Origin of the sequence: Stenotrophomonas sp. NY11291 (assembly GCF_023277365.1) — a bacterium.
Lineage (GTDB): Bacteria > Pseudomonadota > Gammaproteobacteria > Xanthomonadales > Xanthomonadaceae > Stenotrophomonas > Stenotrophomonas geniculata.
In genome coordinates this window covers 868,004-892,500 of sequence record NZ_CP096975.1, presented here as the reverse complement: position 1 = coordinate 892,500, position 24,497 = coordinate 868,004, and the positions used below count along the sequence as shown (strand labels likewise).

Sequence of the window (24,497 nt, the reverse complement as noted above, 5' to 3'; positions counted from 1 at the left end):
GGCGGGGGAGCCCCACACGACGGTCCTGGCGGCCTCGGCCGCCGCTGCGGACAGCCAGCTGAATGGGCCCCATGACCGGCGTGAAATCCACCTTTTCGCGAATCGTCAAGTTCGACGTATAATGTTGGACTTCTTTTTCCAAATCCGGCGCCGACTGGCCCCCTTTCGTATGTCCATCGAAAATCTTCGCAACATCGCCATCGTCGCCCACGTCGACCATGGCAAGACCACCCTGGTCGACCAGCTGCTGAAGCAGTCCGGCACCCTGTCCGAGCGCACCGTCCTCGCCGAGCGCGTGATGGACAGCAACGACCAGGAAAAGGAACGCGGCATCACCATCCTGGCCAAGAACACCGCCATCACCTGGGAAGACAAGAAGACCGGCATCAAGAACCGGATCAACATCGTCGACACCCCCGGCCACGCCGACTTCGGTGGTGAGGTCGAGCGCGTGCTGTCGATGGTCGACACCGTGCTGATCCTGGTCGATGCGATGGACGGCCCGATGCCGCAGACCCGCTTCGTGACCCAGAAGGCCTTCGCGATGGGCTTCAAGCCGATCGTCGTGGTCAACAAGGTCGACCGTCCGGGCGCCCGTCCGGAATGGGTGATCGACCAGGTCTTCGACCTGTTCGACAAGCTCGGCGCGACCAACGAGCAGCTGGACTTCCCGATCGTCTACGCCTCGGGCCTGAACGGCTACGCCGGCCTGGAAGACACCGTGCGCGACGGCGACATGACCCCGCTGTACGAAGCGATCATGCAGCACGCGCCGCGTCCGGAAGTGGACCCGGAAGGCCCGTTCCAGATGCGCATCAGCCAGCTGGACTACAACAACTTCGTGGGCGTGATCGGCATCGGCCGCATCCAGCGCGGCACCCTGAAGAAGAACATGCAGGTCGCGGTCATCGACCGTGAAGGCAAGAAGCGCAACGGCAAGGTGCTGCAGGTGCTGGGCTTCATGGGCCTGGAGCGCATCGAGCAGGATTCGGCCGAGGCCGGCGACATCGTGGCCATCTCCGGCATCCAGGAGTTGACCATCTCCGACACCATCTGCGCGCCGGACTTCCCGGAAGCCCTGCCGGCGCTGACCGTCGACGAGCCGACCATCTCGATGACCTTCCAGGTCAACAACTCGCCGTTCGCCGGCAACAAGGACCTGTCCGGTGGCAAGTTCCTGACCAGCCGCCAGATCAAGGACCGCCTGGACCGTGAAAAGGTCCACAACGTGGCCCTGAAGGTCGAGCAGCTGGAAGACGCTGACAAGTTCCTGGTCTCCGGCCGTGGCGAACTGCACCTGTCGGTGCTGATCGAGAACATGCGCCGCGAAGGCTACGAGCTGGCCGTGTCGCGCCCGGAAGTGATCATCAAGGAAATCGACGGCCAGATGATGGAGCCGATCGAGCAGCTGGTGGTGGACATCGAAGAAATCCACCAGGGCGGCGTGATGGAAAAGCTGGGCACCCGCAAGGGCCAGCTGAAGAACATGGAATCGGACGGCAAGGGCCGCGTGCGCCTGGAATACTCGATCCCGGCCCGTGGCCTGATCGGCTTCCAGAACGAGTTCAAGACCCTGACCCAGGGTTCGGGCCTGCTGTTCCACGTGTTCGACCACTACGGTCCGAAGGAACAGGGCGCGATTGCCAAGCGCATCAACGGCGTGATGATCGCCAATGCGCCGGGCACCACGCCGGCCTACTCGCTGGGCCCGCTGCAGGAACGCGGCAAGCTGTTCGCAGCTGAAGGCGACAACGTGTATGAAGGTCAGCTGGTCGGCATCCACTCCAAGGACAACGACCTGACCGTCAACGCGATCAAGACCAAGCCGCTGACCAACATGCGCGCTTCGGGCAAGGACGATGCGATCCAGCTGACCCCGGCGATCAAGTACTCGCTGGAACAGGCCCTGGACTTCATCGAAGACGACGAGCTGGTCGAGATCACCCCGAAGGAGATCCGTCTGCGCAAGAAGTTCCTGACCGAAAGCGACCGCAAGAAGGCTTCGCGCGGCGGCTGAGCCAGCACCCCGTGAACCAGAGCGGCTACAACCCGGATCCACACCGGCATCCGGGCCTCCATGTCATCGCCCTGCTCGAAGCGAGCAAGGCGATGCTGGCGCTGTTGGCCGCCACCGGGCTGGAAGTGCTCGGACCGCAGCCGCTACGGCACGGCATCATGGCCCTGATCCGGCGTTTCAGCCTGGATCCGGACCATGGCACCCTGCCCTCGCTGCTGCACATGATCAGCCCCGACGCGGTCCACCTGGCCGCGGCGGGGATGATCGGCTACGGCCTGCTGCACCTGGTTGAGGCCTGGGGCCTGTGGCGGGCCAAGGCCTGGGCTTCCTGGCTGGGCTGCCTGACCGCCGCCCTGTACCTGCCGTTCGACATCTTCGCGATCATCCGCCATCCCGGCTGGCCGTCGTGGACGATCCTGGCGATCAACCTGATCGTGGTCTACGTCCTCGCCCGCGACCTGCGCAAGCGTCACCGCTGAGCACCCGCTACACTGGGGATTGGAGCCGACCAAGCCGCCCCATGCGCCCGTCCTTGCCGCCTCTGCTGACCTGCCTGCTCGCCGCGCTGCCGGCGCTGCTTTCGGCTGGCTGCAGCCCGGCCACGCCCAGCGCGCATGCGGCCGAACCTGCGAGCCGCAACGTGCCGTTCCCGTACGCCGAAACCGATGTTGCCGACCTGCAGGCGCGAATGTCCGCCGGTGAACTGGACAGCACCACCCTGACCCAGGCCTACCTGCAGCGCATCGCCGCCCTGGACCGCACCGGGCCGCGCCTGCGCGCAGTGATCGAGCTCAACCCCGATGCCCTGAAGGAAGCCGCCGCGCGCGACCGCGAGCGCCGCGAAGGACGCCTGCGCGGCCCGCTGCATGGCATCCCGCTGCTGCTGAAGGACAACATCAACGCCGCGCCGATGGCCACCAGCGCCGGCTCACTGGCCCTGCAGGGCTTCCGTCCGGACGATGCCTACCTGGTGCGCCGGCTGCGCGAAGCCGGTGCGGTGGTGCTGGGCAAGACCAATCTGAGCGAATGGGCCAATTTCCGCGGCAATGATTCCATCTCCGGCTGGAGCGCGCGCGGTGGCCAGACCCGCAATCCCTATCGGCTGAGTCATTCGCCCTGTGGCTCCAGCAGCGGCAGCGCGGTGGCCGTGGCCGCCAACCTCGCCAGCGTGGCGATCGGTACCGAGACCGATGGCAGCATCGTCTGCCCGGCGGCGATCAACGGCGTGGTCGGCCTGAAGCCAACCGTCGGCCTGGTCAGCCGCGACGGCATCATCCCGATCTCCTTCAGCCAGGACACTGCCGGGCCGATGGCACGCAGCGTCGCCGACGCTGCCGCCGTGCTGACCGCGATCGCCGGCCGCGATGATGCCGACCCGGCCACCGCGACCATGCCCGGCCGCGCGGTCTACGACTACACCGCACGCCTGGACCCGCAGGGCCTGCGCGGCAAACGCATCGGCCTGCTGCAGACGCCGCTGCTGAAGTACCGCGGCATGCCGCCGCTGATCGATCAGGCAGCGACCGAGCTGCGTCGCGCTGGTGCCGTCGTGGTCCCCGTCGAGTTGCCCAACCAGGGCGCCTGGGCCGAAGCCGAGCGCACGCTGCTGCTGTACGAATTCAAGGCCGGGCTGGAGCGCTACTTCAGCACCCACCGCGCGCCGTTGCGCAGCCTGGCCGAACTGATTGCCTTCAACCAGGCGCACAGCAAGCAGGAACTGGGCCTGTTCGGCCAGGAGCTGCTGGTAGAGGCCGATGCCACTGCTGGCCTGGCCGACCCCGCCTACATCCGCGCGCGCAGCGATGCGCGCCGCCTGGCCGGCCCGGAAGGCATCGACGCCGCCCTCGCCGCCCACCAGCTCGACGCGCTGGTCGCACCCACCACCGGTGTGGCGTGGCCGATCCGCAGCGAAGGCGACGACTTCCCCGGCGAGAGCTACAGCGCCGCTGCCGTCGCTGGTTACCCCAGCCTGACCGTGCCGATGGGCCAGATCGATGGCCTGCCAGTCGGCCTGCTGTTCATGGGCACCGCCTGGAGCGAGCCGAAGCTGATCGAAATGGCCTACGCCTACGAGCAGCGCACGCGCGCACGGCGCCCGCCGCACTTCGATACCGATGCATTGATCGACGCCGGCGAGCCGTGATCGTGTTTCTGTAGAGCCGAGCCCACGCTCGGCTTCACCGGAAGATCGAAAGCGGCCGAGCATGGCCCTGCCCTACAGAGGCTGGTCAGGCTCCGCCGGCACGATCGCCGCTTCACCATCCTCCGCGCCAGGCGAACGCACATCCGCGGTGCGCGCACGTGGGCCGCGCGGCATATCCAGCTCGTCTTCGTGTTGCAGCCGCGCACGCACCTGCGGCAGCGACTGCGGATGCTCACGCGCGAGGAAGTCGAGCATGCGCTCGCGCACCAGGCAACGCAGGTCGAAGGCATCACCGGAGCTGCGCGCGCTGACCAGCAGTCGCACCTGGATCGCACGCTCGCTGGTCTCGGTCACCTGGGTCACGCAGACCCGGCCATCCCACAGCGCTTCGCCACGACAGATGCGCTCCAGTTCGGCGCGGATCGCCGTGATCGGCGCCCGGTAGTCCAGCCACAGAAACGCAGTGCCGAGCAGATCGGCACTGCGCCGCGTCCAGTTCTGGAACGGGTTCTCGATGAACCAGGTCAACGGCACCACCATCCGCCGCTCATCCCAGATGCGCACCACCACGTAACTGCTGCCGATCTCCTCGATGCGGCCCCATTCGCCTTCCACGATCACCACGTCATCCAGGCGGATCGGCTGCGTCACTGCAATCTGCAGGCCAGCGATCAGGTTGCCGAACACCGGCTTGGCCGCGATACCGGCCACCAGACCGATCAGGCCCGCCGAGGCCAGCAGCGCGGTACCGATCTTCTGCACCATCGGGAAGGTCAGCAGCACCAACGACGCGCCCAGCACGACGATGCCACCCATCAGCACACGACTGAGCACCCGCGTCTGCGTCTGGATGCGGCGCGCCTCCAGGTTATCGGAGACATCGATGGGATGGCTGCGCAGGATCGCGCGCTCACCGGCCGCCACCGCGCGTACAAGCAACCAGATGAAGCACGCGGTCAGCGCGATGTGCAGCACATGCTGCAGATTGCCCAGCAACGGATCCTGCAGCGGTGTGGCCTGCAACGCGGGAATCAACAGCAGCAGCGGCCATGCAGTGGCCATCGGCAGCCCGAGCACACGACCGATGCGCGCACGCCGGCGATCACGCCCTTTCAGCCGGTGATAGATCCACAGGATCAGCCACGCGCCGATGCCGCCCACCAACGCCGCCAGACCCAGCGGCCATACATATGCCTGTGCGCTTTGCCAGTGCACCGTTGCTACCTCCACACGAACAGCCAAGCGGACAGCCTCGCGCATGGCGCATGAGCGTCACGTCAGTCGTTCGTAAGCAGGGTGTTGATCGGCAGGGCTTGCAGCCCTGCACCTGCTGTAGCGCCGGCCGCTGGCCGGCAACCTCAACAGCAACAGCAACAGCAGAAGCGTGTTTCCTCTGGGATGGCGGGGAGGGTCCGGTTGCGGGAGACGCCGTGAACCCATCCATGGGGGCTTGGCCGCGGCATCCATGCCGCGGACACTCCCGCAACCGGACCCACCCCGCCTTCGACAGATTCTTGCGACCTGTCGGAACGGCGTATTGCCCTGGTGGGTGTCGACCTTGGTCGACACGGTAGATCCACGCCGTGCGTGGATGACTCATTCGATATATGCAAGAAAAATCGTGTCGACCAAGGTCGACACCCACCAACAACCGCGCTGAACAACGGCCGCAGTTACCAACAGACCGCAGGGATCTGTCAGAGGCGGGGCGGTGTGGGTGGGCGGGACCGTTGGCGCCATGGATGGCGCCATCGAGCCCCCAAGGATGGGTTTACGGCGTGTCCTGACCACCCACACCGCCCCGCCATCCCACGGAATGCCGCTTCTGCTGTTGCTTTTGCTGTTGCTTCGGATTCTGGGCAGGTGCAGGGCTGCAAGCCCTGCCGAAAAACCCTTACCGCACTTGCTCCTGCTTGCGCACGATCGCCATCGCGATCTCCAGCGACTGCTCGTAGTTCAACCGCGGGTCCACGGTCGAACGGTAGGCGCGCTCCAGATCACGCTCGGTCAGCTCGCGTGCGCCACCGGTGCATTCGGTCACGTCCTCGCCGGTCAGCTCCAGGTGCACACCACCCAGGCGCGTGCCTGCGGCCGCATGCAGATCGAACGACATCTCCACTTCGCCACGCACATTGTCGAAGCGACGTGTCTTGAAACCGTTGGCGGTACTTTCGGTGTTGCCATGCATCGCATCGCACACCCACAGCACGCGACGGCCATCGCGCTTGACCGCGTCCAGCAGCGGCGGCAGCTTCTCGGCGATCTGCGCCGCCCCCATTCGGTGGATGAAACTCAGTCGGCCCGGTTCGTCATGCGGGTTGAGCACGTCGATCAGGCGCAGCAGCTGGTCCGGCGTCACCGATGGGCCGACCTTGATCGCGATCGGATTGCGCACGCCACGCAGGTATTCCACGTGTGCGCCATCGAGCGCAGCGGTGCGCATGCCAATCCACGGGTAATGCGTGCTCAGGTTCAACCAGCCCTGCTGGCGCGGCACCTGCCGGGTCAGCGCCTGCTCGTAGGGCAGCAGCAACGCCTCGTGCGAGGTGTAGAAATCGATGCGGTTGAGGTTGTGCACGCGGGCCCCGGCCAGGGTCTCCATGAAGTGCACCGCATCACCGATCGAGGCCACCATCTTCTGGTACTCGGCGGCCAGCGGCGAGTGGCTTACCCATTCCAGGTTCCAGTATTCGGGGTGGTGAAGGTCGGCGAAGCCACCGTCGATCAGCGCACGCACGAAATTCATCGTCATCGCCGAGTGCGCGTGGGCCTGCAGCATCCGCTTCGGGTCCGGCAGGCGCGCCGCCTCGGTGAAGGCCGGCGCGTTGATTACATCGCCGCGGTAGCTCGGCAGCGTCACACCGTCGCGGGTCTCGGTATCGGCCGAACGCGGCTTGGCGTACTGGCCGGCGAAACGACCGACGCGGATCACCGGCTGGCGCAGGCCGTGAACCAGCACCAGGCTCATCTGCAGCAGCACCTTCAGGCGGTTGGAGATGGTGCCCGATTCGCAGTCGCTGAAATTCTCGGCGCAGTCGCCACCCTGCAGCAGGAAGCGCTTGCCCTCCTGGGCCTCGGCCAGCTGCTGCTTCAGCGCCAGAATCTCCCACGAGGTGACCAGCGGCGGCAGCCGCTTCAGCTCGTGCAGGGCAGCGTCCAGCGCCACAGGGTCCGGGTAGGTCGGCATCTGCAGCGCGGTCTTGCCACGCCAGCTCTCCGGCGACCAGGCAGCGCCGGTGGCCGCTGCGACGGGATCGGGGACAGGCGAAACGGCGGACAGGCTCATTGCAGGCTTCCGGAGGTGGGAGACGTTCATGGTCGCAGAGCCGACCGCTGTCGCAAAGGGTCGAACGGCGTCTGCACATGACTGAACGCCGGGGAAAGGGCATCGCGATCGGCCAAAAGCGGCATGCCCACGGCCAGCCGGACAGGCGCATGATTCGCCACGCACTGTTACGAAGTAACACTCAATCCCCATTGACCCCTTCCACAGCGTATCCGCCATGAAGCCCTCCCTGCTCGCTACCGGCATCACCTTCGCCCTGACCCTGGCCAGCCTGCCTTCCCTCGCTGTGGCCGCCGATGCCGCCGCTCCCGTGAAGGACCTCGACACGGTCACCGTCAGCGCCCAGCTCGACCAGGCCCGCAACGCACTGTCGCCGGACATCGGCAGCAGCCAGTACCAGATCACCGCCGAGGACATCCAGAAGCAGCCGCTGGGCGCCTCCGCGCCGCTCAGCCAGGTGCTGCTGCAGGCGCCGGGCGTGGTCCAGGATTCCTATGGCGGCGTGCACGTGCGCGGCGACCACGCCAATCTGCAGTACCGCATCAACGGCGTGCTGTTGCCCGAATCGATCTCCGGCTTCGGCCAGACCCTGGATGCGCGCACGATCAAGAGCATCCGGCTGATGGACGGGGCATTGCCAGCACAGTTCGGCGAGCGCACCGCCGCGGTGGTCGACATCACCACCCGCAGTGGCGCCGAGCTCGGCAATGGCGGCAGCGTCGGCATCACCACCGGCTCGTTCGGCAAGGTCAATCCGAATGCCTCATGGTGGGGCTCGCAGGGGCGCTGGAGCTGGTTCCTGACCGGCAACTACGACCAGAACGAAGTCGGCCTGGAGAACCCGACCCGTTCGCGCAAGCCGGAGCATGACGATACCCACCAAGGCAAGGCGTTCGCCGACCTGACCTATCTGGTCAACGACACCACCCGCCTGAGCGTGTTCGCCGGCTTCGCCAACAACCGCTTCCAGATTCCGGTCAACCCCGGCCAGACGCCGCAGTTCGGCTACCTGGATACCACCACCTTCGATTCCAGCCAGCTGGATGAGACCCAGCGCGAGACCACGCGCTTCGGCATGCTGGTGCTGCAGGGCACACTGGGCGACACCGCCTACCAGGTCTCGGCCGGGCAGCGTTACAGCGATGTCGGCTTCAATCCTGATGTGGTCGGCGATCTGGTGTTCAGCGGCGTCGCCTCGCAGGTCCAGCGCAGCAACCGCGCCAACACGCTGCAGGCCGACTTCTCGGCGCCGTTGGGCAACGACCACACGCTGCGCTACGGCCTGTACGGCAATTACGAGAACGCGCGGGCCAGCAACAACAGCTGGGTGTTCCCGGTTGATGATGCCGGCCAGCAGTCCAGCACCACACCGCTGCAGATTCCTGATCGCAGCGCGTTCCATACCAGCACGCTGGCGTTGTACGTGCAGGACGAATGGAAGCTCGGCGACGACTGGACCGTGAACTACGGCCTGCGTGGCGACCGCTACAAAGCCTTCGGCCACACCGAGGGCCAGCTCAGCCCGCGCGTGGGCGTGGTCTGGAATGCCAGCGACAGCACCACCGTGCACGCCGGCTATTCACGCTACTTCACGCCGCCGGCCAGCGAACTGATCGCCAGCAGCGACATCGCGCTATACGACGGCACCACCAACCAGCAGCCCAGCGGCGGCAACAACACGCCGCTGGCCGAGCGCAGCGACTACTACGACATCGGCGTCTCGCAGCAACTGGGCGAGCACCTGACCCTGGGCCTGGATGCGTATGACCGACGCGTCGCCCGCCTGCAGGACGAAGGGCAATTCGGCGCCGCCTACATCTATTCGACCTTCAACTATCGCCGTGGCCATATCCGCGGCCTGGAGTTCAGTGCCGACTACAGCAACGGTCCGTTCAGCGCCTACTTCAACGCCGCGCTGAACAAGGCCATCGGTACCGACGTCATCACCGGCCAGTACAACCTCGATCCGGACGCGCTGGCCTATGTGGCCAACCACTGGATCCACCTCGACCACGACCAGAAGCTGACGTCGTCCGGTGGCCTCAGCTACGCCTTCGCCGGGCACAACCGGATCGGGGCCAACTACGTGTTCGGCAGCGGCTTGCGTTCGGACATCGAGGGCGTGCCCAATGGTGGCGAGCTGCCGTCCTACCTGCAGGTGAATCTCAGCGCCGGACACGATTTCAACGCCGACAGCGGTCATCCGCTGCACGTGCAGCTGGCCGTGATCAACGCACTGGATCGCAGCTACCAGCTGCGTGATGGCGGCGGTGTCGGCGTGTTCGCCCCGCAGTGGGGGCCGCGCCGTGGCGCTTACCTGAGCCTGCAGCAGGACTTCTGAGGTAGTGCCGGCCAGCGGCCGGCACTCCCCTGCTTCAGCGCTTGACCTTGCGCAGCGACACCACCAGCGCCCACAGCGCCAGCAGCACGAACCACACGCCCGACCACATCGGCATGGTCAGGCCCAGGAACGTCCAGTCGATGTTGCCGCAGTTGCCGGTACCGGTCAGCACGGTGCGGAACACTTCCAGCGGGCCCATGGTCTCGCTCAGGAAGGCCAGCGGCGGGCCACAGGTGGAACCCATTTCCGGCGGCAGCATCTGCACGTAGACGTGGCGCGCGGCGATGCCGACGCCCACTGCGGCGGCTATGAAGGCCAGCACGCCATAGGTCGCGCGTCCCGGGCGATTGGACGGACCATGCAGCGCGCCGATCAGGAACAGCAGGCCGAGCGCGGCGAAGGCCAAGCGCTGGAAGATGCACAGCGGACACGGCTCCAGGCCCATCTTCAGCTGCAGGAAGATCGCGTAGCCGAGCAGGCCCGCGCAGATCAGGAAGCCCAGGAAGAACTGGGCGCGGAAGGGCCAGCGCAGTGGATTCATCGTCAACGCTCGAATGGATCAGGCGCCAAGCGTAACCGAGAGTGCGCGCCGTCTGAACCACCACAGGTGACGCCTGTCGGAACGGTGTGGGTCGCATTGTGCCGCAGGTAGCGCCGGGCCATGCCCGGCGAGCGTAGCGGATACGGAAACGCCGGGCATGGCCCGGCGCTACCAGAACGCAAAAGCCCGGCAGAGGCCGGGCTTTCGCTGTGTCGCGTTCGAGCAGTCCGATTACTCGGCCACTTCCTCGGCCACGACCGGACGGTCGACCAGCTCGACGTAGGCCATCGGCGCGTTGTCGCCGGCGCGGAAGCCGCACTTCAGCAGACGCAGGTAGCCGCCCGGACGGTTCGCGTAGCGCGGGCCCAGGATGGTGAACAGGTTGCCCACGGCTTCGTTGTCGCGCAGACGGGCGAAGGCCAGACGGCGGTTGGCGACGGAGTCGACCTTGGCCAGGGTGATCAGCGGCTCGGCAACGCGGCGCAGTTCCTTGGCCTTCGGCAGGGTGGTCTTGATCAGCTCGTGCTTGAACAGCGAGGCGGCCATGTTCTTGAACATCGCTTCGCGGTGGGCGCTGGTGCGGCTGAACTTACGGCCAGACTTCTGGTGACGCATGGTGATATTCCTTGGTTAATGATGAGGCTGTGCGGATCGTTGTCGCCTTCCTGGCGTTGCTGCGCGGACTGCGGTTGGTCCTGGTCGCCCGTCCTGGACGACCTGCCCCGCGAACCTGCGGTTCGTCGTGGCATGTTGTGTTGCGTTGAAGGCCCCACCGCGAACGGTGGAGCCTTCAGGCATTACCGATATCAGCCCAGCATGCCGTGGCTGGCGACACCGGCCGGCGGCCAGTTCTCCAGCTTCATGCCGAGCGACAGGCCGCGCTGAGCCAGCACTTCCTTGATCTCGGTGAGCGACTTCTTGCCCAGGTTCGGGGTCTTCAGCAGCTCCACTTCGGTCTTCTGGATCAGATCGCCGATGTAGTAGATGCTTTCAGCCTTCAGGCAGTTGGCCGAACGCACGGTCAGCTCCAGATCGTCGATCGGGCGCAGCAGCACCGGATCCACGCCGTTGTTGGCCGGCTTCGCCGCACCGCGGTCGCGGTGGGTGAAGTCACCGAACACCGACAGCTGGTCGCTGAGGATGTCGGCGGCGGTGCGCACGGCTTCCTCGGCGTCGATGGTGCCGTTGGTCTCGATATCGATGACCAGCTTGTCCAGGTCGGTACGCTGTTCGACGCGGGCCGCTTCAACGGCATAGGCGACGCGGCGGACCGGCGAGAACGAGGCATCCAGGACCAGGCGGCCGATGGCACGGGTTTCTTCGTCCGGACGACGACGCGCGGCAGCCGGCTGGTAGCCGAAACCACGTTCGATCTTCAGACGCATGTTGATCGCCGTATCCTTGGTCAGGTGGCAGATCACGTGTTCGCCGTTCAGGATCTCCACATTGTGGTCGACCTTGATATCGGCAGCGGTGACAACGCCCGGGCCCTGCTTGGACAGGGACAGGGTGGCGCTGTCGCCGGAGTGCATACGGATGGCCACGTCCTTCAGGTTCAGCAGGACTTCGAGCACGTCCTCCTGCAGACCTTCGACCGTGGTGTACTCATGCAACACGCCGTCGATTTCGACTTCCGTGATGGCGAAGCCCGGGATGGACGACAGCAGCACGCGACGCAGGGCATTACCCAGCGTATGCCCGTAACCCCGCTCCAAAGGTTCGATAACGACCTTTGCACGGGTGTCGGTAAGGCGTTCGATCTGCGGACCGCGAGGACGCAGAACCTGGTTGGCGGTAACCGTCATGTTGCGGGTTCTCCTAGTGAACCCCCGGCCGTCGCCGGGGGCTCTCCAATGTGAATTACTTCGAATACAGCTCGACGATCAGCGCTTCGTTGATGTCCGCAGGCAGATCCGAACGATCCGGAACAGCCTTGAAGATGCCGGTGAACTTGCCGGAATCCACTTCAACCCACGACGGGCTCAGGTCATGCTGGGCGGCGACGGTCAGGGCTTCCTGGACGCGCAGCTGCTTGGCAGCCTTTTCAGACAGGGCGATGGCGTCGCCAGCCTTGACCTGGTACGAAGCCAGGTTGACCGACTTGCCATTCACGGTGACGCCGCGGTGCGACACCAGCTGACGGGCAGCCGGACGGGTCACGGCGAAGCCCATGCGGTAGACGACGTTGTCCAGGCGGGTTTCCAGCAGCTGCAGCAGGTTCTCGCCGGTGTTGCCCTTCTTGGTCGAGGCCTTCTTGTAGTAGTTGCGGAACTGACGCTCCAGCAGGCCGTAGATACGCTTGACCTTCTGCTTTTCACGCAGCTGGGTGGCGTAGTCGGACAGCTTGCCCTTGCGGGCAGTGGCGCCGTGCTGGCCGGGCTTCTGCTCCAGCTTGCACTTCGAGTCCAGCGCACGCGCCGGGCTCTTCAGGGACAGGTCGGCGCCTTCGCGACGGGCGAGCTTACAGGTAGGACCGATATAACGAGCCATTTCTTATCGCTCCCTTTAGACGCGACGCTTCTTCGGCGGACGGCACCCGTTGTGCGGGATAGGCGTCACGTCGATGATGTTGGTGATCTTGTAGCCGACGTTGTTCAACGAACGCACGGCCGACTCACGGCCCGGACCCGGGCCCTTGATGCGGACTTCCAGCGACTTCACGCCGTAGTCCAGCGCAGCACGACCGGCCTTTTCAGCAGCCACCTGGGCAGCGAACGGGGTCGACTTGCGCGAACCGCGGAAGCCAGCGCCACCGGAGGTCGCCCACGACAGAGCGTTGCCCTGGCGGTCGGTGATGGTGACGATGGTGTTGTTGAACGAAGCGTGGACGTGGGCAACGCCGTCGGTGACGACGCGCTTGATCTTCTTCTTGGTCTTAGCAGCGGGCTTAGCCATTTCTCAGTCCCTTACTTCTTGATCGCCTTGCGCGGACCCTTGCGGGTGCGGGCGTTGGTACGGGTGCGCTGGCCACGCAGCGGGAGGCCACGACGGTGACGCAGGCCGCGGTAGCAGCCCAGGTCCATCAGGCGCTTGATCGCGATGCCGATCTCACGGCGCAGATCGCCTTCCACGATGTACTTGCCGACTTCGGCGCGCAGGCGCTCGATTTCCGGCTCCGACAGATCGCGGATCTTGGTGGTCGAAGCAACGCCTGCGACTTCGCAGACCTTCTTCGAACGGGTACGGCCGATGCCGTAAATGCTTTGCAACCCGACCCAGACGTGCTTCTGGGCTGGCAGGTTGACGCCTGCAATACGCGCCATGACGCGGTTCTCCAGCTGAGTGATGGCCGACAGCGCGCCTCGGGCACGCCGATCCGGCAGGATGGATCAAAAAAGTGAACTAGCGATACTAACAAGGTTCCGGTTTACATGGAAGCCCGTGAAACCATTGGTTTCATGAACCCGGCCTGGGGAGTGTGCCCAGGCTCCGGCGCCGGATGGGGTTGGACCTGGGGTTTCCCCCGGAGCCGCCCGCGCTACTCCAGCGCGGGACCACCTCATCACACCCCCACCCGGAACCGCTGCGGGGGCCGCCCTTCGTTTGTGTGGCCGGAGTCCGCGAAGCGGAGGGACCATCACGTCAGGAAGACGAAAGTATAACAGGCCAATCAGCCGCGGGCAAAACCGCCGCGGTTGCCGCCCTTCAGGTTGGCCTTCTTCAGCAGGCTCTCGTACTGGTGGGACATCAGGTGCGCCTGCACCTGGGCGATGAAGTCCATCACCACCACCACCACGATCAGCAGCGAAGTACCGCCGAAGTAGAACGAGGCGTTCAGCTGCGTGCGCATCAGTTCCGGCAGCAGGCAGACGATCACCAGGTAGGCCGAGCCGGCCGCGGTCAGGCGGGTCAGCACGCCGTCGATGTAGTCGGCAGTGGCCTTGCCCGGACGGATGCCCGGAATCAGCGCGCCCGACTTCTTCAGGTTGTCGGCGGTTTCCTGCGAGTTGAACACCAGCGCAGTGTAGAAGAACGCGAAACCGGTGATCAGCGCAGCGAAGACGATCATGTGCAGCGGCTCGCCCGGGCCCAGCGCGTTGGCGACCTTCTGCAGGACCTGGCCGAAGCTGCTCTGGTTGGCGGCCTGGCCGGACCACATGGCCAGGGTGGCCGGGAAGGCCAGCAGGCTCGAGGCGAAGATCGCCGGGATGACGCCGGCCATGTTGAGCTTCAGCGGCAGGAACGAGGTCTGGTTCATGTACGCATTGCGACCGCCCTGGCGGCGCGCGTAGTTGACCGTGATCCGGCGCTGGCCACGCTCGACGAACACCACGAAGAAGGTGAAGGCGAGCACGACGATGGCGATCAGCAGCAGCTGGATGAACTGGATGTTGCCGTCGCGGTAGGCATCGAAGGTGTGGATGATCGCACCCGGCAGGCCAGCGACGATACCGGCGAAGATGATCAGCGACACACCGTTGCCGATGCCGCGCTCGGTGACCTGCTCACCGACCCACATCAGGAACATGGTGCCGGCGGTCAGCGCGACCACGGCGGTGAGCACGAAGCCCATGCCCGGTGCGTACACGACCGGAGCGCCCGACGGCGAGACCTGGCCCTGCAGGGCCAGCGCGATCGAACCGCCCTGCACCACTGCCAGCAGCACGGCGCCGATGCGCGAATACTGGGTGATCTTGCGGCGGCCGGACTCACCTTCCTTCTGCATCGCCTTCAGGGCGGGGAAGATGTGCACGGCCAGCTGCATCACGATCGATGCCGAGATGTACGGCATCACGTTCAGCGCGAAGATGCTGAAACGGTGCAGGGCGCCGCCCGAGAACATGTTGAACATGTCCACGATGCCGCCGCCCTGCTGTTGCATCATGGCAAGCATGGCATCGGGATTGACGCCCGGCACCGGCACGTAGCAGCCGATGCGATAGACGATCAAAGCCCCGACGACGAACAGCAAACGTTGGCGAAGTTCAGTGAACTTGCCCATTCCGCCCGCGAGGTTACCGATGCCAGCTTGCGCCATGATTTTCTTACTCCGTTACGCTGCCGCCGGCAGCTTCGATCGCGGCCTTGGCACCCGCCGTGGCAGCGATACCCTTCAGGGTGAACGCCTTGGTCACTTCGCCCTTGACGACGACCTTGGCCTTCTTCGCAGTGCTCGGGACCAGCTTGGCAGCACGCAGGGCGGCGAAGTCGATCTCACCGGCCGGCAGCTTGTCCAGCGCGTACAGCAGCACTTCAGCGGTGTCCTTGGCGATCGGCGAACGGAAGCCGATCTTCGGCAGACGACGCTGCATGGGGGTCTGGCCGCCTTCGAAGCCAGCCTTGATCTTGCCGCCACCCTTACGGGCGAACGAACCCTTGTGGCCGCGGCCGGCAGTCTTGCCCAGGCCCGAGCCGATACCGCGACCGACGCGGGTGCGCTCGGTGCGGGCGCCCGGTGCCGGGCTCAGTTCATTGAGACGCAGAGTCATGATCGATTACTCCTCAACCTTGACGAGGTAGTGAACGGTGTTGATCAGACCGCGAACCTGCGGGCTGTCCTTCAGTTCACGCACATCGTTGAGCTTGTTCAGACCCAGAGCACGCACCGACAGGCGGTGACGCGACTGGGTACCACGCAGGCCGCGCACCAGGCGCACCTTCACAGTCTTGTTGGACTCATTAGCCATGGTTGAGTTCCTCCACCTTCTTGCCGCGCTTGGCCGCGATGCGGGCCGGCGACTGCGCAGCAGACAGGCCCTTCACGGTGGCACGCACCAGGTTGATCGGGTTGCGCGAACCGGTGGCCTTGGCCAGCACGTTCTTCACGCCAACGGCTTCCAGCACGGCGCGCATGGCACCGCCGGCGATGACGCCGGTACCTTCCGAAGCCGGCTGCATGAACACGCGGGCTGCGCCGTGACCATCCTTGATGGTGTGCCAGAGGGTGCCGTTGTTCAGGTCAACGCTGACCAGGTTCTTGCGGGCCTGCTCCATCGACTTCTGGATGGCGACCGGCACTTCGCGGGCCTTGCCATAGCCGAAACCGACCTTGCCTTCACCGTCGCCGACCACGGTCAGGGCGGTGAAGGTGAACTGGCGGCCACCCTTGACGGTCTTGCTGACGCGGTTGACCGCGACCAGCTTTTCGATCATGCCGTCGTCGACTTTCTCTTCGCGGTTACGGTCGCGATCGCGACCCCGCTGCTGACGCTCTTCTGCCATGTTGATTCCTTGGTAGTTTGGGTATGTACGGCTCGAGGCCGCTTATGGTTGTGGAATGTCGCGTTGTTCCGGTGGACCACTGCAGAAGAGTGGCGCCGTCCCGCCTCACTCAGGCGGGCGAGCAGGCGGGCAGGAGACCACAGGTCCCCTGCCCTTATCCCTTAGAACTGCAGGCCGGCTTCGCGGGCGGCTTCTGCCAGGGCCTTGATGCGGCCGTGGTAGCGGTAGCCCGAACGATCGAAGGCAACCTTCTCGATGCCGGCGGCCTTGGCGCGCTCGGCAACGATGCGGCCGACCTTGGCGGCGGCGTCGGCGTTCTTGCCGTTCTTCAGGCCTTCCATGACGTCGGTCTGGGTGGTGTTGGCGGCAGCCAGCACCTTGGAACCGTCGGCGGTGAAGACCTGGGCGTACAGGTGCTGGCCGGTGCGCAGCACCGACAGGCGGGCGACGCCGAGCTCACGGATGTGGGCGCGGGTCGACTTGGCGCGACGCAGGCGGGCGATGTTCTTGTTCATGATGTTTTTCCTTTGAAAGCGGAAGTGCCTAATTAGGCCTTCTTGGCTTCCTTACGGATGATGACTTCGTCGGAGTACTTCACGCCCTTGCCCTTGTACGGCTCCGGCTTGCGGAACGCACGGATCTTGGCGGCAACTTCACCGACGACCTGCTTGTCAGCGCCCTGGACCAGGATCTCGGTCTGGGTCGGGGTGGTGATGGTGATGCCTTCCGGCGCCACGAACACGACCGGGTGCGAGAAACCGAGCGACAGGCTCAGGTCCTTGCCCTGCATGGCAGCACGGTAACCCACGCCGACCAGCTCCAGCTTGCGCTCGAAGCCTTCGGACACGCCCTTGACCATGTTGGCCAGGATCGCACGCACGGTACCGGTCAGTGCGACCAGCTCGGCGTTCTCGGTGCTCAGGGTGGCAACGCCGTTGTCGACGTTGATGGCAATACCGGCCGGCTTGGCCAGCGACAGGGAGCCCTTCGGGCCCTTGGCGGTGACGCTGTCCGACTGGACGTTCAGTTCAACCTTACCCAGGTCGATCGGCTTCTTGGCTACGCGGGACATAGTTCTACTCCTTTCGCCTTAGGCCACGAAGCACAGGACTTCGCCGCCGACGCCCAGCTGGCGCGCCTGCGCATCAGTCATGATGCCCTTGGAGGTGGAAATGATGGAGATACCCAGGCCGTTCATGACCTTCGGCAGCTCGCTCTTGCCGCGGTACTGGCGCAGGCCCGAACGCGAGAAGCGCTTCAGGGTCGCGATGACCGGCTTGCCTTCGAAATACTTCAGCACGATTTCCAGCTCGGACTTGTTGTTCTCCAGCTGGGTCACGCGCAGGTCGGTGATGTAACCCTCGTCCTTCAGGACCTGGGCGATCGCAACCTTGATCTTGGACGACGGGGCTTTCACCGTCTGCTTGCCAACCGCGGCCGCATTCTTGATGCGGACCAGCAGGTCGGCGATGGGATCAGTCATGCTCATATGAGTACCTTTGAGTGCACCGATATCCGCTTTCGCGAAAATCTGTTGTCTCCTGGAAACGGGCCAGGTCCCTTGATGCAGCGGGCCGGAAGCCCACTCCTACGACCCCGTTTGCGCAGGGCAAGACGCGGGAGTATACGCCAAAAGAGCCCGGCTTGCGCCGGGCTCTTCGGTTTTTTTGCGTCGGGAAAGCTGAATGCCTCCCCTGCCCGGTTCAGGAACCCCCGGAGGGGCTCCTGATCGCAGGGCCGGCTGGGATTACCAGCTGGCCTTGCGCAGACCCGGGACGTCGCCACGCATGGTGGCTTCACGCAGCTTGTTACGGCCGAGGCCGAACTTGCTGTAGACGCCACGCGGACGACCCGACAGCTCGCAACGGTTGCGCTGGCGGCTCGGCGACGAATCGCGCGGCAGCTTGGCCAGCTTGGTTGCGGCGTCGATCTTCTCTTCGTAGGTCGCGTCCACGGAGGACACGATCTTCTTCAGAGCCGCACGCTTTTCAGCGTACTTCTTTGCCAGCTTTTCCCGCTTGATGTCGCGGTTGACCATGGAGGTCTTTGCCATTTCGGTTTCCTCGACAGATCAGTTACGGAACGGGAACTTGAACGCTGCCAGCAGCGCCTTCGCTTCCGCGTCGGTCTTCGCAGTGGTGGTGATGGCGATATCCATACCGCGGATCGCGTCGACGGCGTCGAAGTCGATTTCCGGGAAGATGATCTGCTCCTTCACACCCATGTTGAAGTTGCCGCGGCCGTCGAAGGAACGACCGGAAACACCACGGAAGTCGCGCACGCGCGGCAGCGAGATGTTGATCAGGCGATCCAGGAACTCGTACATCTTGTGGCGACGCAGCGTGGTCTTGCAGCCGATCGGCCAACCATCGCGGATCTTGAACGACGCAACCGACACACGCGACTTGGTGACAACCGGCTTCTGGCCGGAAATCTTGGTCATGTCGCCGACGGCGTTTTCCAGGATCTTCTTGTTGGTGGCCGCTTCGCCGACACCCATGTTCAGGGTGACCTTGACCAGCTTCGGCACTTCCATCGGATTGGTGTAGCCGAACTGCTTCATCAGCGCCGGCACCACTTCGTCCTTGTAGAACTTTTCGAGACGGGAACTCATCTTCTCATTCCTCAGGCGTCGAGCGCCTCACCGCTGGAGCGGAACACACGCAGTTTGCGTCCATCCTCCAGCACCTTGAAGCCAACGCGTTCGCCCTTGCCCGAAGCCGGGTTCAGAACATTCACGTTGGAGATATGGATCGAAGCTTCGCGCTCGACCACGCCGCCGGCAACACCTGCCTGCGGGTTCGGCTTGGTGTGGCGCTTGACGATGTTCACGTTGGCGACGACCACACGGTCGCCGTCGACGCGGACGACTTCGCCCTGCTTGCCCTTGTCCTTGCCAGCGTTGACGACAACCTGGTCGCCCTTCTTGATACGGTTAGCCATGATTATCTCCTGTCGCTCACAGCACTTCGGGAGCGAGCGAGACGATCTTCATGAACTTCTCCGAACGAAGTTCACGGGTCACCGGCCCGAAGATACGGGTACCGATCGGCTCCTGCTTGTTGTTCAGCAGGACGGCCGCGTTGCCGTCGAAGCGGATCAGCGAACCGTCGGCGCGACGCACACCCTTGCGGGTACGCACCACGACGGCGTCATACACTTCACCCTTCTTGACCTTGCCGCGCGGAATCGCATCCTTCACGGTGACCTTGATGATGTCGCCGATGCCGGCGTAACGGCGCTTGGAACCACCCAGCACCTTGAAGCACATCACCTGCTTGGCACCCGAATTGTCCGCGACGTCAAGGTAGCTCTGCATCTGGATCATGATTCAGACTCCTTATTCAGCCGCACGCGTGATGACTTCCACCACGCGCCAGTTCTTGGTCTTGGACATCGGAGCAATCTCGGTCACGCGGACGACATCGCCTTCCTTGCAGGCGTTGTCGGCATCGTGGGCGTGCAGCTTCGTCGAGCGCTTGATGTACTTGCCGTACAGCGCGTGCTTGACCTGACGCTCAACCAGGACGGTAACCGTCTTGTCCATCTTGTTGCTGACGACACGGCCTTCGACCGTGCGCAGCGTCTTCTTTTCAGTATTGTCGCTCATAGCGGCCATCCTTACTTCGTGCTGCCGAGCAGGGTCTTGACGCGAGCAATCTCGCGACGGACCCGGCGAATGTCGTGGGTCTTCGGCAGCTGGCCGGTGACCTGCTGCATACGGACAGAGAACTGTTCCTTACGCAGGTCGATCAGGTGGGCCTTGAGTTCGTCAGCCGACTTTTCACGGAGAGTTTTGATATCCATCAGCGCACCGTACGGGTCACGAAAGTGGTGGTGACCGAGAGCTTGGCGGCGGCCAGGCGGAACGCCTCGCGAGCCACTTCCTCGGAAACACCCTCGATTTCATAGATCATGCGGCCGGGCTGGATCTGGGCCACCCAGTATTCCACGTTACCCTTACCAGAACCCATTCGGACTTCGATGGGCTTCTTGGTGATGGGCTTGTCGGGGAACACGCGGATCCACATCTTGCCGCCGCGCTTGACGTAGCGGCTGATCGAGCGGCGGGCCGCTTCGATCTGACGCGCGGTCAGCTGACCGTGTGCGGTTGCCTTCAGGCCGTATTCGCCGAAGCTGACAGCGTTGGCGCTCCAGCTCAGGCCATCGTTACGGCCCTTGTGTACCTTGCGGTACTTGGTTCGCTTGGGTTGCAACATTGTCGTTACCTCGCTTCACGGGCCGGGCGCTGACGGTCACCACGGTCGCCGCGATCGTGACGATCGTTGCGCGACGGGGTGTCGTCCTGCTTTTCCTGGCCAACCTGGGAGAAATCGAAGACCTCGCCCTTGTAGATCCAGACCTTGATGCCGATGATGCCGTAGGTCGTCTTGGCTTCAGCGAAGCCATAGTCGATGTCGGCACGCAGGGTGTGCAGCGGCACGCGGCCTTCGCGGTACCACTCCGAACGGGCGATTTCTGCACCGTTGAGGCGGCCACCGACGTTGACCTTGATGCCCAGGGCACCCAGGCGCATCGCGTTGCCGACCGAGCGCTTCATTGCACGGCGGAACATGATGCGACGCTCCAGCTGCTGGGCGATCGACTCGGCAACGAGCTGCGCGTCCAGTTCCGGCTTGCGCACTTCGGTGACGTTGATGTGCGCCGGGACGCCCATCATTTCGCTCACTTCCTTGCGCAGCTTCTCGATGTCCTCACCGCGCTTGCCGATCACCACGCCCGGACGGGCGGTGTGGATCGTCACGCGAGCGGTCTTGGCCGGACGCTCGATCAGGATCTTGCTGATGCCGGCCTGAGCCAGCTTCTTGCGCAGCATGTCGCGCACTTTCAGGTCGGCTGCCAGGTAACCAGCGAACTCGGCCTTGTTGGCGTACCACTTGGAGTTCCAGTCCTTGGAAATGCCGAGGCGGATACCAATCGGATGAACTTTATGACCCATGGTCTTTTCCTTATCCGCTTACTTGGCGGCGCCCACAACCACAGTGATGTGGCTGGTGCGCTTGAGGATGCGGGTACCGCGGCCTTTCGCCCGCGCCATGAAACGCTTCAGGGTCGGACCTTCATCAACCATGATGGTCTGAACCTTCAGCTCGTCGACGTCGGCGCCCTGGTTGTTTTCGGCATTTGCAATAGCCGACTCCACCACCTTCTTGATCAGGTGGGCAGCCTTCTTGTCCGAGAACTTCAGCAGGTTGACCGCACGCTCGGCCGGCAGACCGCGCACCTGGTCAGCGACCAGACGAGCCTTCTGCGGGGAGATGCGCGCAGTGCGCAGGATGGCTTTCGCTTCCATTGTCATCTCTCCTTACTTGCCCGACTTCTTGTCACCACCGTGACCCTTGAAGGTCCGGGTGATGGCAAATTCGCCGAGCTTGTGGCCGACCATGTTCTCGTTGACGAGAACCGGGATGTGGTTCTTGCCGTTATGCACGGCAATGGTGACGCCTACCATGTCAGGCAGGATCATCGAACGGCGCGACCAGGTCTTGATCGGCTTCTTGCTGCCCGCAGCGGCCTCCACCTTCTTGACGAGGTGGTGATCGACGAACGGGCCCTTCTTGAGTGAACGTGCCATGGTCGATTAGCCCCTACGATCGCGGACGATGAACTGCTGAGTGCGCTTGTTATGGCGCGTCTTGTAACCCTTGGTCGGGACACCCCACGGGGTGACCGGATGCGGATTACCCTGGCCGGCCTTCGCCTCACCACCACCGTGCGGGTGGTCAACCGGGTTCATGGCAGCACCACGAACGGTCGGGCGGACGCCGCGCCAACGCTTGGCACCGGCCTTGCCCAGCTTTTCCAGGCTGTGCTCGTCGTTGCCGACTTCGCCGATGGTGGCGCAGCACTCGACCGGAACCTTACGCATTTCACCCGAGCGCAGGCGCAGGGTGGCGTAGATGCCTTCACGAGCCACCAGCTGCACGGCCGCACCCGCGGCGCGAGCGATCTGAGCGCCCTTGCCCGGCTTCAGTTCGATGCAGTGGATGGTGGTGCCGACCGGGATGTTGCGCAGCGGCAGGGTGTTGCCGGCCTTGATCGGGGCATCCGAACCAGCGATCACCTGATCACCAGCCTTCAGGCCCTTCGGGGCGATGATGTAGCGACGCTCACCGTCGACGTAGCACAGCAGAGCGATGTGCGCGGTGCGGTTCGGATCGTATTCGATGCGTTCCACGCGCGCCGGGATGCCCAGCTTGTTGCGCTTGAAGTCGATGATGCGGTAGTGCTGCTTGGCACCACCACCGACGTGACGCACGGTGATGCGGCCATGGTGGTTACGACCACCCGAGCGGCTCTGCGACTCGACCAGCGCAGCGTGCGGAGCACCCTTGTGCAGGTCGGGAGTGACCACGCGCACGGCCGAACGGCGACCGGGGGAAGTGGGCTTGAATTTCATCAATGGCATGGGATGTACCTCAGGCCTTGGCCGTTACATCGATCGACTGGCCATCGGCCAGGCGAACGTACGCCTTGCGCCAATCGCCGCGGCGGCCAGCACGGTTACGGAAGGACTTGTTCTTGCCCTTGACGTTGACCACGTTGACGGCTTCGACCTTGACGTCGAACAGCTGCTCAACCGCGGCCTTTACATCGGCCTTGGTGGCTTCGTTCGAAACTTCGAAGACATACTGGTTGGAGAGTTCCTGCAGGCGCGCGGTCTTTTCGGAGACACGCGGGGCACGCAGCACGCTGAAGATTTTTTCGTTGCTGTTCATGCCAGCCACTCCTCGACCTTCTTGACCGCGTCAGCGGTGATGACGACCGTGTCGGCACCCACCAGCGAGACCGGATCCAGACCCTGGACGTCACGCACCTGCACGTACGGCAGATTGCGGGCGGACAGGTACAGGTGCTCGGACGCTTCTTCGGTGACGATCAGCGGGCGCTTGCCCACTTCCAGGCCGGCCAGCTTGGCGATCAGACCCTTCGTGTTGGTCACTTCGACGTCGAAGGACTCCACGATGGTCAGACGGCCCTGACGGTTCAGCTCGGACAGGATCGCGCACATGGCGGCACGGTACTGCTTACGATTGACCTTCTGCTCGAAGCTGCGCGGCTTGGCCGCGAAGGTGACACCGCCGCCGACGAAGATCGGAGCCGTCAGTGCGCCATGACGCGCGCCGCCGCCCTTCTGCTTCTTCGACTTCTTGGTGGTACCAGCCACTTCGGAGCGAGTCTTCTGTGCCTTGGTGCCGGCGCGACCGGCGTTGCGGTAGGCAACGACGACCTGGTGGACCAGATCTTCGCTGAAATCGCGACCGAACACGGCGTCGGAGACCGAGACCTTGTTGTTGCTACCCGTGATAACGAGTTCCATCGTCATCTCTCCTTATGCCTTGCTCGCCGGACGGACGATCACGTCGCCACCCGCCGCGCCCGGAACGGCGCCGCGAACGGCGATCAGACCGCGCTCGACGTCGACCTTGACCACTTCCAGGTTCTGGGTGCTCTGCTGCACCGCGCCCATGTGGCCCGACATCTTCTTGCCCGGGAAAACGCGACCCGGGGTCTGGCGCTGACCCAGCGAACCCGGCGCGCGATGCGACAGCGAGTTACCGTGGGTTGCATCGCCCATACGGAAGTTGTGGCGCTTGATGGTGCCCTGGAAGCCCTTACCCTTGGTGACACCCTGGACGTCGACGATCTGGCCGACTTCGAAGATGTCCGCCTTGACTTCGCCGCCAACGGCGAAATCGCCGAGCTGCGCGTCTTCAACGCGGAATTCCCACAGGCCACGACCCGCTTCCACCTTCGCCTTGGCGAAGTGGCCGGCTTCCGGCTTGTTGACCAGGGCAGCGCGACGCGCGCCGACGGTCACCTGCACGGCGCTGTAGCCGTCGGTTTCGACGGTCTTGATCTGCGCGATGCGGTTCGGGGTTGCTTCGATCAGGGTCACCGGGATGGAGCGGCCATCTTCAGTGAACACGCGGCTCATGCCGGCCTTGCGGCCCACGAAGCCCAACGAATACTTCTTCGTCATGG

33 protein-coding genes are annotated in these 24,497 nt (G+C 64.3%); 4 read left to right on the top strand and 29 right to left on the bottom strand.

What is annotated here, in order from left to right; translation table 11 throughout:
* Nucleotides 1-169 precede the first annotated feature (169 nt).
* The 3 genes from typA to M1L61_RS04055 are packed head-to-tail and all read left to right on the top strand — an operon-like array spanning nt 170 to nt 4,160.
* Complete coding sequence (typA, locus tag M1L61_RS04065; protein WP_010483969.1) at nt 170-2,017, top strand: translational GTPase TypA; 1,848 nt, start codon at nt 170-172, stop codon at nt 2,015-2,017.
* Between the two features lie 11 nt (nt 2,018-2,028).
* Nucleotides 2,029-2,496, top strand: a complete 468-nt coding sequence (locus M1L61_RS04060; RefSeq protein WP_005408223.1) for a DUF2127 domain-containing protein — start codon at nt 2,029-2,031, stop codon at nt 2,494-2,496.
* A 41-nt stretch (nt 2,497-2,537) separates the two neighbouring features.
* Nucleotides 2,538-4,160, top strand: a complete 1,623-nt coding sequence (locus tag M1L61_RS04055) for an amidase (protein ID WP_019336447.1) — start codon at nt 2,538-2,540, stop codon at nt 4,158-4,160.
* Nucleotides 4,161-4,232: 72 nt separating this feature from the next.
* On the opposite strand, the gene M1L61_RS04050 is transcribed toward M1L61_RS04055, so the two are convergent.
* Nucleotides 4,233-5,420 carry a mechanosensitive ion channel family protein gene (locus M1L61_RS04050; RefSeq protein ID WP_345779128.1) on the bottom strand — a complete coding sequence of 396 codons (1,188 nt, stop codon included), beginning with the start codon at nt 5,418-5,420 and terminating at the stop codon, nt 4,233-4,235.
* Nucleotides 5,421-6,054: 634 nt separating this feature from the next.
* Entirely contained in the window at nt 6,055-7,446 is a 1,392-nt protein-coding gene (locus M1L61_RS04045; protein ID WP_010483972.1) for a 3-deoxy-7-phosphoheptulonate synthase class II, read from the bottom strand.
* 217 nt (nt 7,447-7,663) lie between these two features.
* On the opposite strand from M1L61_RS04045, the gene M1L61_RS04040 reads away from it, so the two are divergent.
* On the top strand, nt 7,664-9,787 hold the full coding sequence (locus M1L61_RS04040; protein WP_248854358.1) for a TonB-dependent receptor: 2,124 nt from the start codon (nt 7,664-7,666) through the stop codon (nt 9,785-9,787).
* Between the two features lie 34 nt (nt 9,788-9,821).
* Here the strand turns inward: M1L61_RS04040 and M1L61_RS04035 are convergent, their stop codons facing one another.
* From M1L61_RS04035 to rplC, 27 genes are all read right to left on the bottom strand, one after another.
* Nucleotides 9,822-10,328 (bottom strand): disulfide bond formation protein B, encoded by a 507-nt coding sequence (locus M1L61_RS04035; protein ID WP_010483974.1) that lies wholly within the window; start codon nt 10,326-10,328, stop codon nt 9,822-9,824.
* A 231-nt stretch (nt 10,329-10,559) separates the two neighbouring features.
* Nucleotides 10,560-10,943, bottom strand: coding sequence for a 50S ribosomal protein L17 (gene rplQ / locus M1L61_RS04030; RefSeq protein ID WP_005408217.1), 384 nt, complete (start codon nt 10,941-10,943; stop codon nt 10,560-10,562).
* Between the two features lie 191 nt (nt 10,944-11,134).
* On the bottom strand, nt 11,135-12,133 hold the full coding sequence (gene rpoA, locus M1L61_RS04025) for a DNA-directed RNA polymerase subunit alpha (RefSeq protein WP_010483975.1): 999 nt from the start codon (nt 12,131-12,133) through the stop codon (nt 11,135-11,137).
* Nucleotides 12,134-12,188: 55 nt separating this feature from the next.
* Nucleotides 12,189-12,818 carry a 30S ribosomal protein S4 gene (gene rpsD, locus M1L61_RS04020; protein WP_004145446.1) on the bottom strand — a complete coding sequence of 210 codons (630 nt, stop codon included), beginning with the start codon at nt 12,816-12,818 and terminating at the stop codon, nt 12,189-12,191.
* A gap of 15 nt (nt 12,819-12,833) precedes the next feature.
* Complete coding sequence (gene rpsK / locus M1L61_RS04015) at nt 12,834-13,223, bottom strand: 30S ribosomal protein S11 (RefSeq protein ID WP_004145443.1); 390 nt, start codon at nt 13,221-13,223, stop codon at nt 12,834-12,836.
* Between the two features lie 11 nt (nt 13,224-13,234).
* The gene (gene rpsM, locus M1L61_RS04010) at nt 13,235-13,591 is read right to left on the bottom strand and encodes a 30S ribosomal protein S13 (RefSeq protein ID WP_004154500.1); all 357 of its coding nucleotides are present in this window, start codon (nt 13,589-13,591) and stop codon (nt 13,235-13,237) included.
* 347 nt (nt 13,592-13,938) lie between these two features.
* Nucleotides 13,939-15,306 carry a preprotein translocase subunit SecY gene (gene secY / locus M1L61_RS04005; protein ID WP_005408215.1) on the bottom strand — a complete coding sequence of 456 codons (1,368 nt, stop codon included), beginning with the start codon at nt 15,304-15,306 and terminating at the stop codon, nt 13,939-13,941.
* Nucleotides 15,307-15,313: 7 nt separating this feature from the next.
* Nucleotides 15,314-15,757 (bottom strand): 50S ribosomal protein L15, encoded by a 444-nt coding sequence (gene rplO / locus M1L61_RS04000; RefSeq protein ID WP_004154498.1) that lies wholly within the window; start codon nt 15,755-15,757, stop codon nt 15,314-15,316.
* Nucleotides 15,758-15,763: 6 nt separating this feature from the next.
* Nucleotides 15,764-15,955, bottom strand: a complete 192-nt coding sequence (gene rpmD, locus M1L61_RS03995; RefSeq protein WP_004154497.1) for a 50S ribosomal protein L30 — start codon at nt 15,953-15,955, stop codon at nt 15,764-15,766.
* Nucleotides 15,948-16,490 carry a 30S ribosomal protein S5 gene (gene rpsE, locus M1L61_RS03990; RefSeq protein ID WP_004145411.1) on the bottom strand — a complete coding sequence of 181 codons (543 nt, stop codon included), beginning with the start codon at nt 16,488-16,490 and terminating at the stop codon, nt 15,948-15,950. The genes rpmD and rpsE overlap by 8 nt, the downstream gene beginning before the upstream one ends.
* A gap of 161 nt (nt 16,491-16,651) precedes the next feature.
* Nucleotides 16,652-17,005, bottom strand: coding sequence for a 50S ribosomal protein L18 (rplR, locus tag M1L61_RS03985; RefSeq protein WP_010483976.1), 354 nt, complete (start codon nt 17,003-17,005; stop codon nt 16,652-16,654).
* 32 nt (nt 17,006-17,037) lie between these two features.
* Complete coding sequence (rplF, locus tag M1L61_RS03980) at nt 17,038-17,562, bottom strand: 50S ribosomal protein L6 (protein ID WP_010483977.1); 525 nt, start codon at nt 17,560-17,562, stop codon at nt 17,038-17,040.
* Nucleotides 17,563-17,580: 18 nt separating this feature from the next.
* The gene (gene rpsH / locus M1L61_RS03975) at nt 17,581-17,979 is read right to left on the bottom strand and encodes a 30S ribosomal protein S8 (RefSeq protein ID WP_005408210.1); all 399 of its coding nucleotides are present in this window, start codon (nt 17,977-17,979) and stop codon (nt 17,581-17,583) included.
* Nucleotides 17,980-18,237: 258 nt separating this feature from the next.
* Nucleotides 18,238-18,543, bottom strand: coding sequence for a 30S ribosomal protein S14 (gene rpsN, locus M1L61_RS03970; protein ID WP_005408209.1), 306 nt, complete (start codon nt 18,541-18,543; stop codon nt 18,238-18,240).
* An 18-nt stretch (nt 18,544-18,561) separates the two neighbouring features.
* Entirely contained in the window at nt 18,562-19,104 is a 543-nt protein-coding gene (gene rplE, locus M1L61_RS03965) for a 50S ribosomal protein L5 (protein ID WP_004154491.1), read from the bottom strand.
* An 11-nt stretch (nt 19,105-19,115) separates the two neighbouring features.
* Complete coding sequence (rplX, locus tag M1L61_RS03960; protein ID WP_004154490.1) at nt 19,116-19,433, bottom strand: 50S ribosomal protein L24; 318 nt, start codon at nt 19,431-19,433, stop codon at nt 19,116-19,118.
* Nucleotides 19,434-19,449: 16 nt separating this feature from the next.
* On the bottom strand, nt 19,450-19,818 hold the full coding sequence (gene rplN / locus M1L61_RS03955; RefSeq protein WP_010483978.1) for a 50S ribosomal protein L14: 369 nt from the start codon (nt 19,816-19,818) through the stop codon (nt 19,450-19,452).
* Between the two features lie 12 nt (nt 19,819-19,830).
* Entirely contained in the window at nt 19,831-20,100 is a 270-nt protein-coding gene (gene rpsQ / locus M1L61_RS03950) for a 30S ribosomal protein S17 (protein WP_004154489.1), read from the bottom strand.
* Nucleotides 20,101-20,111: 11 nt separating this feature from the next.
* A complete protein-coding gene (rpmC, locus tag M1L61_RS03945; RefSeq protein ID WP_004154487.1) occupies nt 20,112-20,297 on the bottom strand; it encodes a 50S ribosomal protein L29 in 186 nt (61 codons plus the stop codon).
* Nucleotides 20,297-20,710 carry a 50S ribosomal protein L16 gene (gene rplP / locus M1L61_RS03940; protein ID WP_004154486.1) on the bottom strand — a complete coding sequence of 138 codons (414 nt, stop codon included), beginning with the start codon at nt 20,708-20,710 and terminating at the stop codon, nt 20,297-20,299. Before rplP ends, rpmC begins: the two co-directional genes overlap by 1 nt.
* 5 nt (nt 20,711-20,715) lie before the next feature.
* Entirely contained in the window at nt 20,716-21,450 is a 735-nt protein-coding gene (gene rpsC / locus M1L61_RS03935; RefSeq protein ID WP_005415414.1) for a 30S ribosomal protein S3, read from the bottom strand.
* An 18-nt stretch (nt 21,451-21,468) separates the two neighbouring features.
* Nucleotides 21,469-21,804, bottom strand: a complete 336-nt coding sequence (gene rplV / locus M1L61_RS03930) for a 50S ribosomal protein L22 (protein ID WP_004145348.1) — start codon at nt 21,802-21,804, stop codon at nt 21,469-21,471.
* 12 nt (nt 21,805-21,816) lie between these two features.
* Nucleotides 21,817-22,086: a 30S ribosomal protein S19 gene (gene rpsS, locus M1L61_RS03925; RefSeq protein WP_004154485.1), complete on the bottom strand. Its 270-nt coding sequence runs from the start codon at nt 22,084-22,086 to the stop codon at nt 21,817-21,819.
* 6 nt (nt 22,087-22,092) lie between these two features.
* A complete protein-coding gene (rplB, locus tag M1L61_RS03920; protein WP_004145339.1) occupies nt 22,093-22,920 on the bottom strand; it encodes a 50S ribosomal protein L2 in 828 nt (275 codons plus the stop codon).
* Nucleotides 22,921-22,930: 10 nt separating this feature from the next.
* Nucleotides 22,931-23,230 carry a 50S ribosomal protein L23 gene (rplW, locus tag M1L61_RS03915; protein WP_004145338.1) on the bottom strand — a complete coding sequence of 100 codons (300 nt, stop codon included), beginning with the start codon at nt 23,228-23,230 and terminating at the stop codon, nt 22,931-22,933.
* Nucleotides 23,227-23,832, bottom strand: a complete 606-nt coding sequence (gene rplD / locus M1L61_RS03910; RefSeq protein WP_004145337.1) for a 50S ribosomal protein L4 — start codon at nt 23,830-23,832, stop codon at nt 23,227-23,229. Before rplD ends, rplW begins: the two co-directional genes overlap by 4 nt.
* A gap of 12 nt (nt 23,833-23,844) precedes the next feature.
* On the bottom strand, nt 23,845-24,495 hold the full coding sequence (gene rplC / locus M1L61_RS03905; protein WP_004145336.1) for a 50S ribosomal protein L3: 651 nt from the start codon (nt 24,493-24,495) through the stop codon (nt 23,845-23,847).
* Between the last annotated feature and the right edge of the window lie 2 nt (nt 24,496-24,497).

Bases quoted from the DNA above. Each gene is read 5' to 3' on its own strand.
- typA (WP_010483969.1), top strand. From the start codon at position 170: ATGTCCATCGAAAATCTTCGCAACATCGCCATCGTCGCCCACGTCGAC.
- M1L61_RS04055 (WP_019336447.1), top strand. From the start codon at position 2,538: ATGCGCCCGTCCTTGCCGCCTCTGCTGACCTGCCTGCTCGCCGCGCTG.
- M1L61_RS04050 (WP_345779128.1), bottom strand. From the start codon at position 5,420: ATGCGCGAGGCTGTCCGCTTGGCTGTTCGTGTGGAGGTAGCAACGGTG.
- M1L61_RS04045 (WP_010483972.1), bottom strand. From the start codon at position 7,446: ATGAGCCTGTCCGCCGTTTCGCCTGTCCCCGATCCCGTCGCAGCGGCC.
- M1L61_RS04040 (WP_248854358.1), top strand. From the start codon at position 7,664: ATGAAGCCCTCCCTGCTCGCTACCGGCATCACCTTCGCCCTGACCCTG.
- M1L61_RS04035 (WP_010483974.1), bottom strand. From the start codon at position 10,328: ATGAATCCACTGCGCTGGCCCTTCCGCGCCCAGTTCTTCCTGGGCTTC.
- rplQ (WP_005408217.1), bottom strand. From the start codon at position 10,943: ATGCGTCACCAGAAGTCTGGCCGTAAGTTCAGCCGCACCAGCGCCCAC.
- rpoA (WP_010483975.1), bottom strand. From the start codon at position 12,133: ATGACGGTTACCGCCAACCAGGTTCTGCGTCCTCGCGGTCCGCAGATC.
- rpsD (WP_004145446.1), bottom strand. From the start codon at position 12,818: ATGGCTCGTTATATCGGTCCTACCTGTAAGCTCGCCCGTCGCGAAGGC.
- rpsK (WP_004145443.1), bottom strand. From the start codon at position 13,223: ATGGCTAAGCCCGCTGCTAAGACCAAGAAGAAGATCAAGCGCGTCGTC.
- rpsM (WP_004154500.1), bottom strand. From the start codon at position 13,591: ATGGCGCGTATTGCAGGCGTCAACCTGCCAGCCCAGAAGCACGTCTGG.
- secY (WP_005408215.1), bottom strand. From the start codon at position 15,306: ATGGCGCAAGCTGGCATCGGTAACCTCGCGGGCGGAATGGGCAAGTTC.
- rplO (WP_004154498.1), bottom strand. From the start codon at position 15,757: ATGACTCTGCGTCTCAATGAACTGAGCCCGGCACCGGGCGCCCGCACC.
- rpmD (WP_004154497.1), bottom strand. From the start codon at position 15,955: ATGGCTAATGAGTCCAACAAGACTGTGAAGGTGCGCCTGGTGCGCGGC.
- rpsE (WP_004145411.1), bottom strand. From the start codon at position 16,490: ATGGCAGAAGAGCGTCAGCAGCGGGGTCGCGATCGCGACCGTAACCGC.
- rplR (WP_010483976.1), bottom strand. From the start codon at position 17,005: ATGAACAAGAACATCGCCCGCCTGCGTCGCGCCAAGTCGACCCGCGCC.
- rplF (WP_010483977.1), bottom strand. From the start codon at position 17,562: ATGTCCCGCGTAGCCAAGAAGCCGATCGACCTGGGTAAGGTTGAACTG.
- rpsH (WP_005408210.1), bottom strand. From the start codon at position 17,979: ATGAGCATGACTGATCCCATCGCCGACCTGCTGGTCCGCATCAAGAAT.
- rpsN (WP_005408209.1), bottom strand. From the start codon at position 18,543: ATGGCAAAGACCTCCATGGTCAACCGCGACATCAAGCGGGAAAAGCTG.
- rplE (WP_004154491.1), bottom strand. From the start codon at position 19,104: ATGAGTTCCCGTCTCGAAAAGTTCTACAAGGACGAAGTGGTGCCGGCG.
- rplX (WP_004154490.1), bottom strand. From the start codon at position 19,433: ATGGCTAACCGTATCAAGAAGGGCGACCAGGTTGTCGTCAACGCTGGC.
- rplN (WP_010483978.1), bottom strand. From the start codon at position 19,818: ATGATCCAGATGCAGAGCTACCTTGACGTCGCGGACAATTCGGGTGCC.
- rpsQ (WP_004154489.1), bottom strand. From the start codon at position 20,100: ATGAGCGACAATACTGAAAAGAAGACGCTGCGCACGGTCGAAGGCCGT.
- rpmC (WP_004154487.1), bottom strand. From the start codon at position 20,297: ATGGATATCAAAACTCTCCGTGAAAAGTCGGCTGACGAACTCAAGGCC.
- rplP (WP_004154486.1), bottom strand. From the start codon at position 20,710: ATGTTGCAACCCAAGCGAACCAAGTACCGCAAGGTACACAAGGGCCGT.
- rpsC (WP_005415414.1), bottom strand. From the start codon at position 21,450: ATGGGTCATAAAGTTCATCCGATTGGTATCCGCCTCGGCATTTCCAAG.
- rplV (WP_004145348.1), bottom strand. From the start codon at position 21,804: ATGGAAGCGAAAGCCATCCTGCGCACTGCGCGCATCTCCCCGCAGAAG.
- rpsS (WP_004154485.1), bottom strand. From the start codon at position 22,086: ATGGCACGTTCACTCAAGAAGGGCCCGTTCGTCGATCACCACCTCGTC.
- rplB (WP_004145339.1), bottom strand. From the start codon at position 22,920: ATGCCATTGATGAAATTCAAGCCCACTTCCCCCGGTCGCCGTTCGGCC.
- rplW (WP_004145338.1), bottom strand. From the start codon at position 23,230: ATGAACAGCAACGAAAAAATCTTCAGCGTGCTGCGTGCCCCGCGTGTC.
- rplD (WP_004145337.1), bottom strand. From the start codon at position 23,832: ATGGAACTCGTTATCACGGGTAGCAACAACAAGGTCTCGGTCTCCGAC.
- rplC (WP_004145336.1), bottom strand. From the start codon at position 24,495: ATGACGAAGAAGTATTCGTTGGGCTTCGTGGGCCGCAAGGCCGGCATG.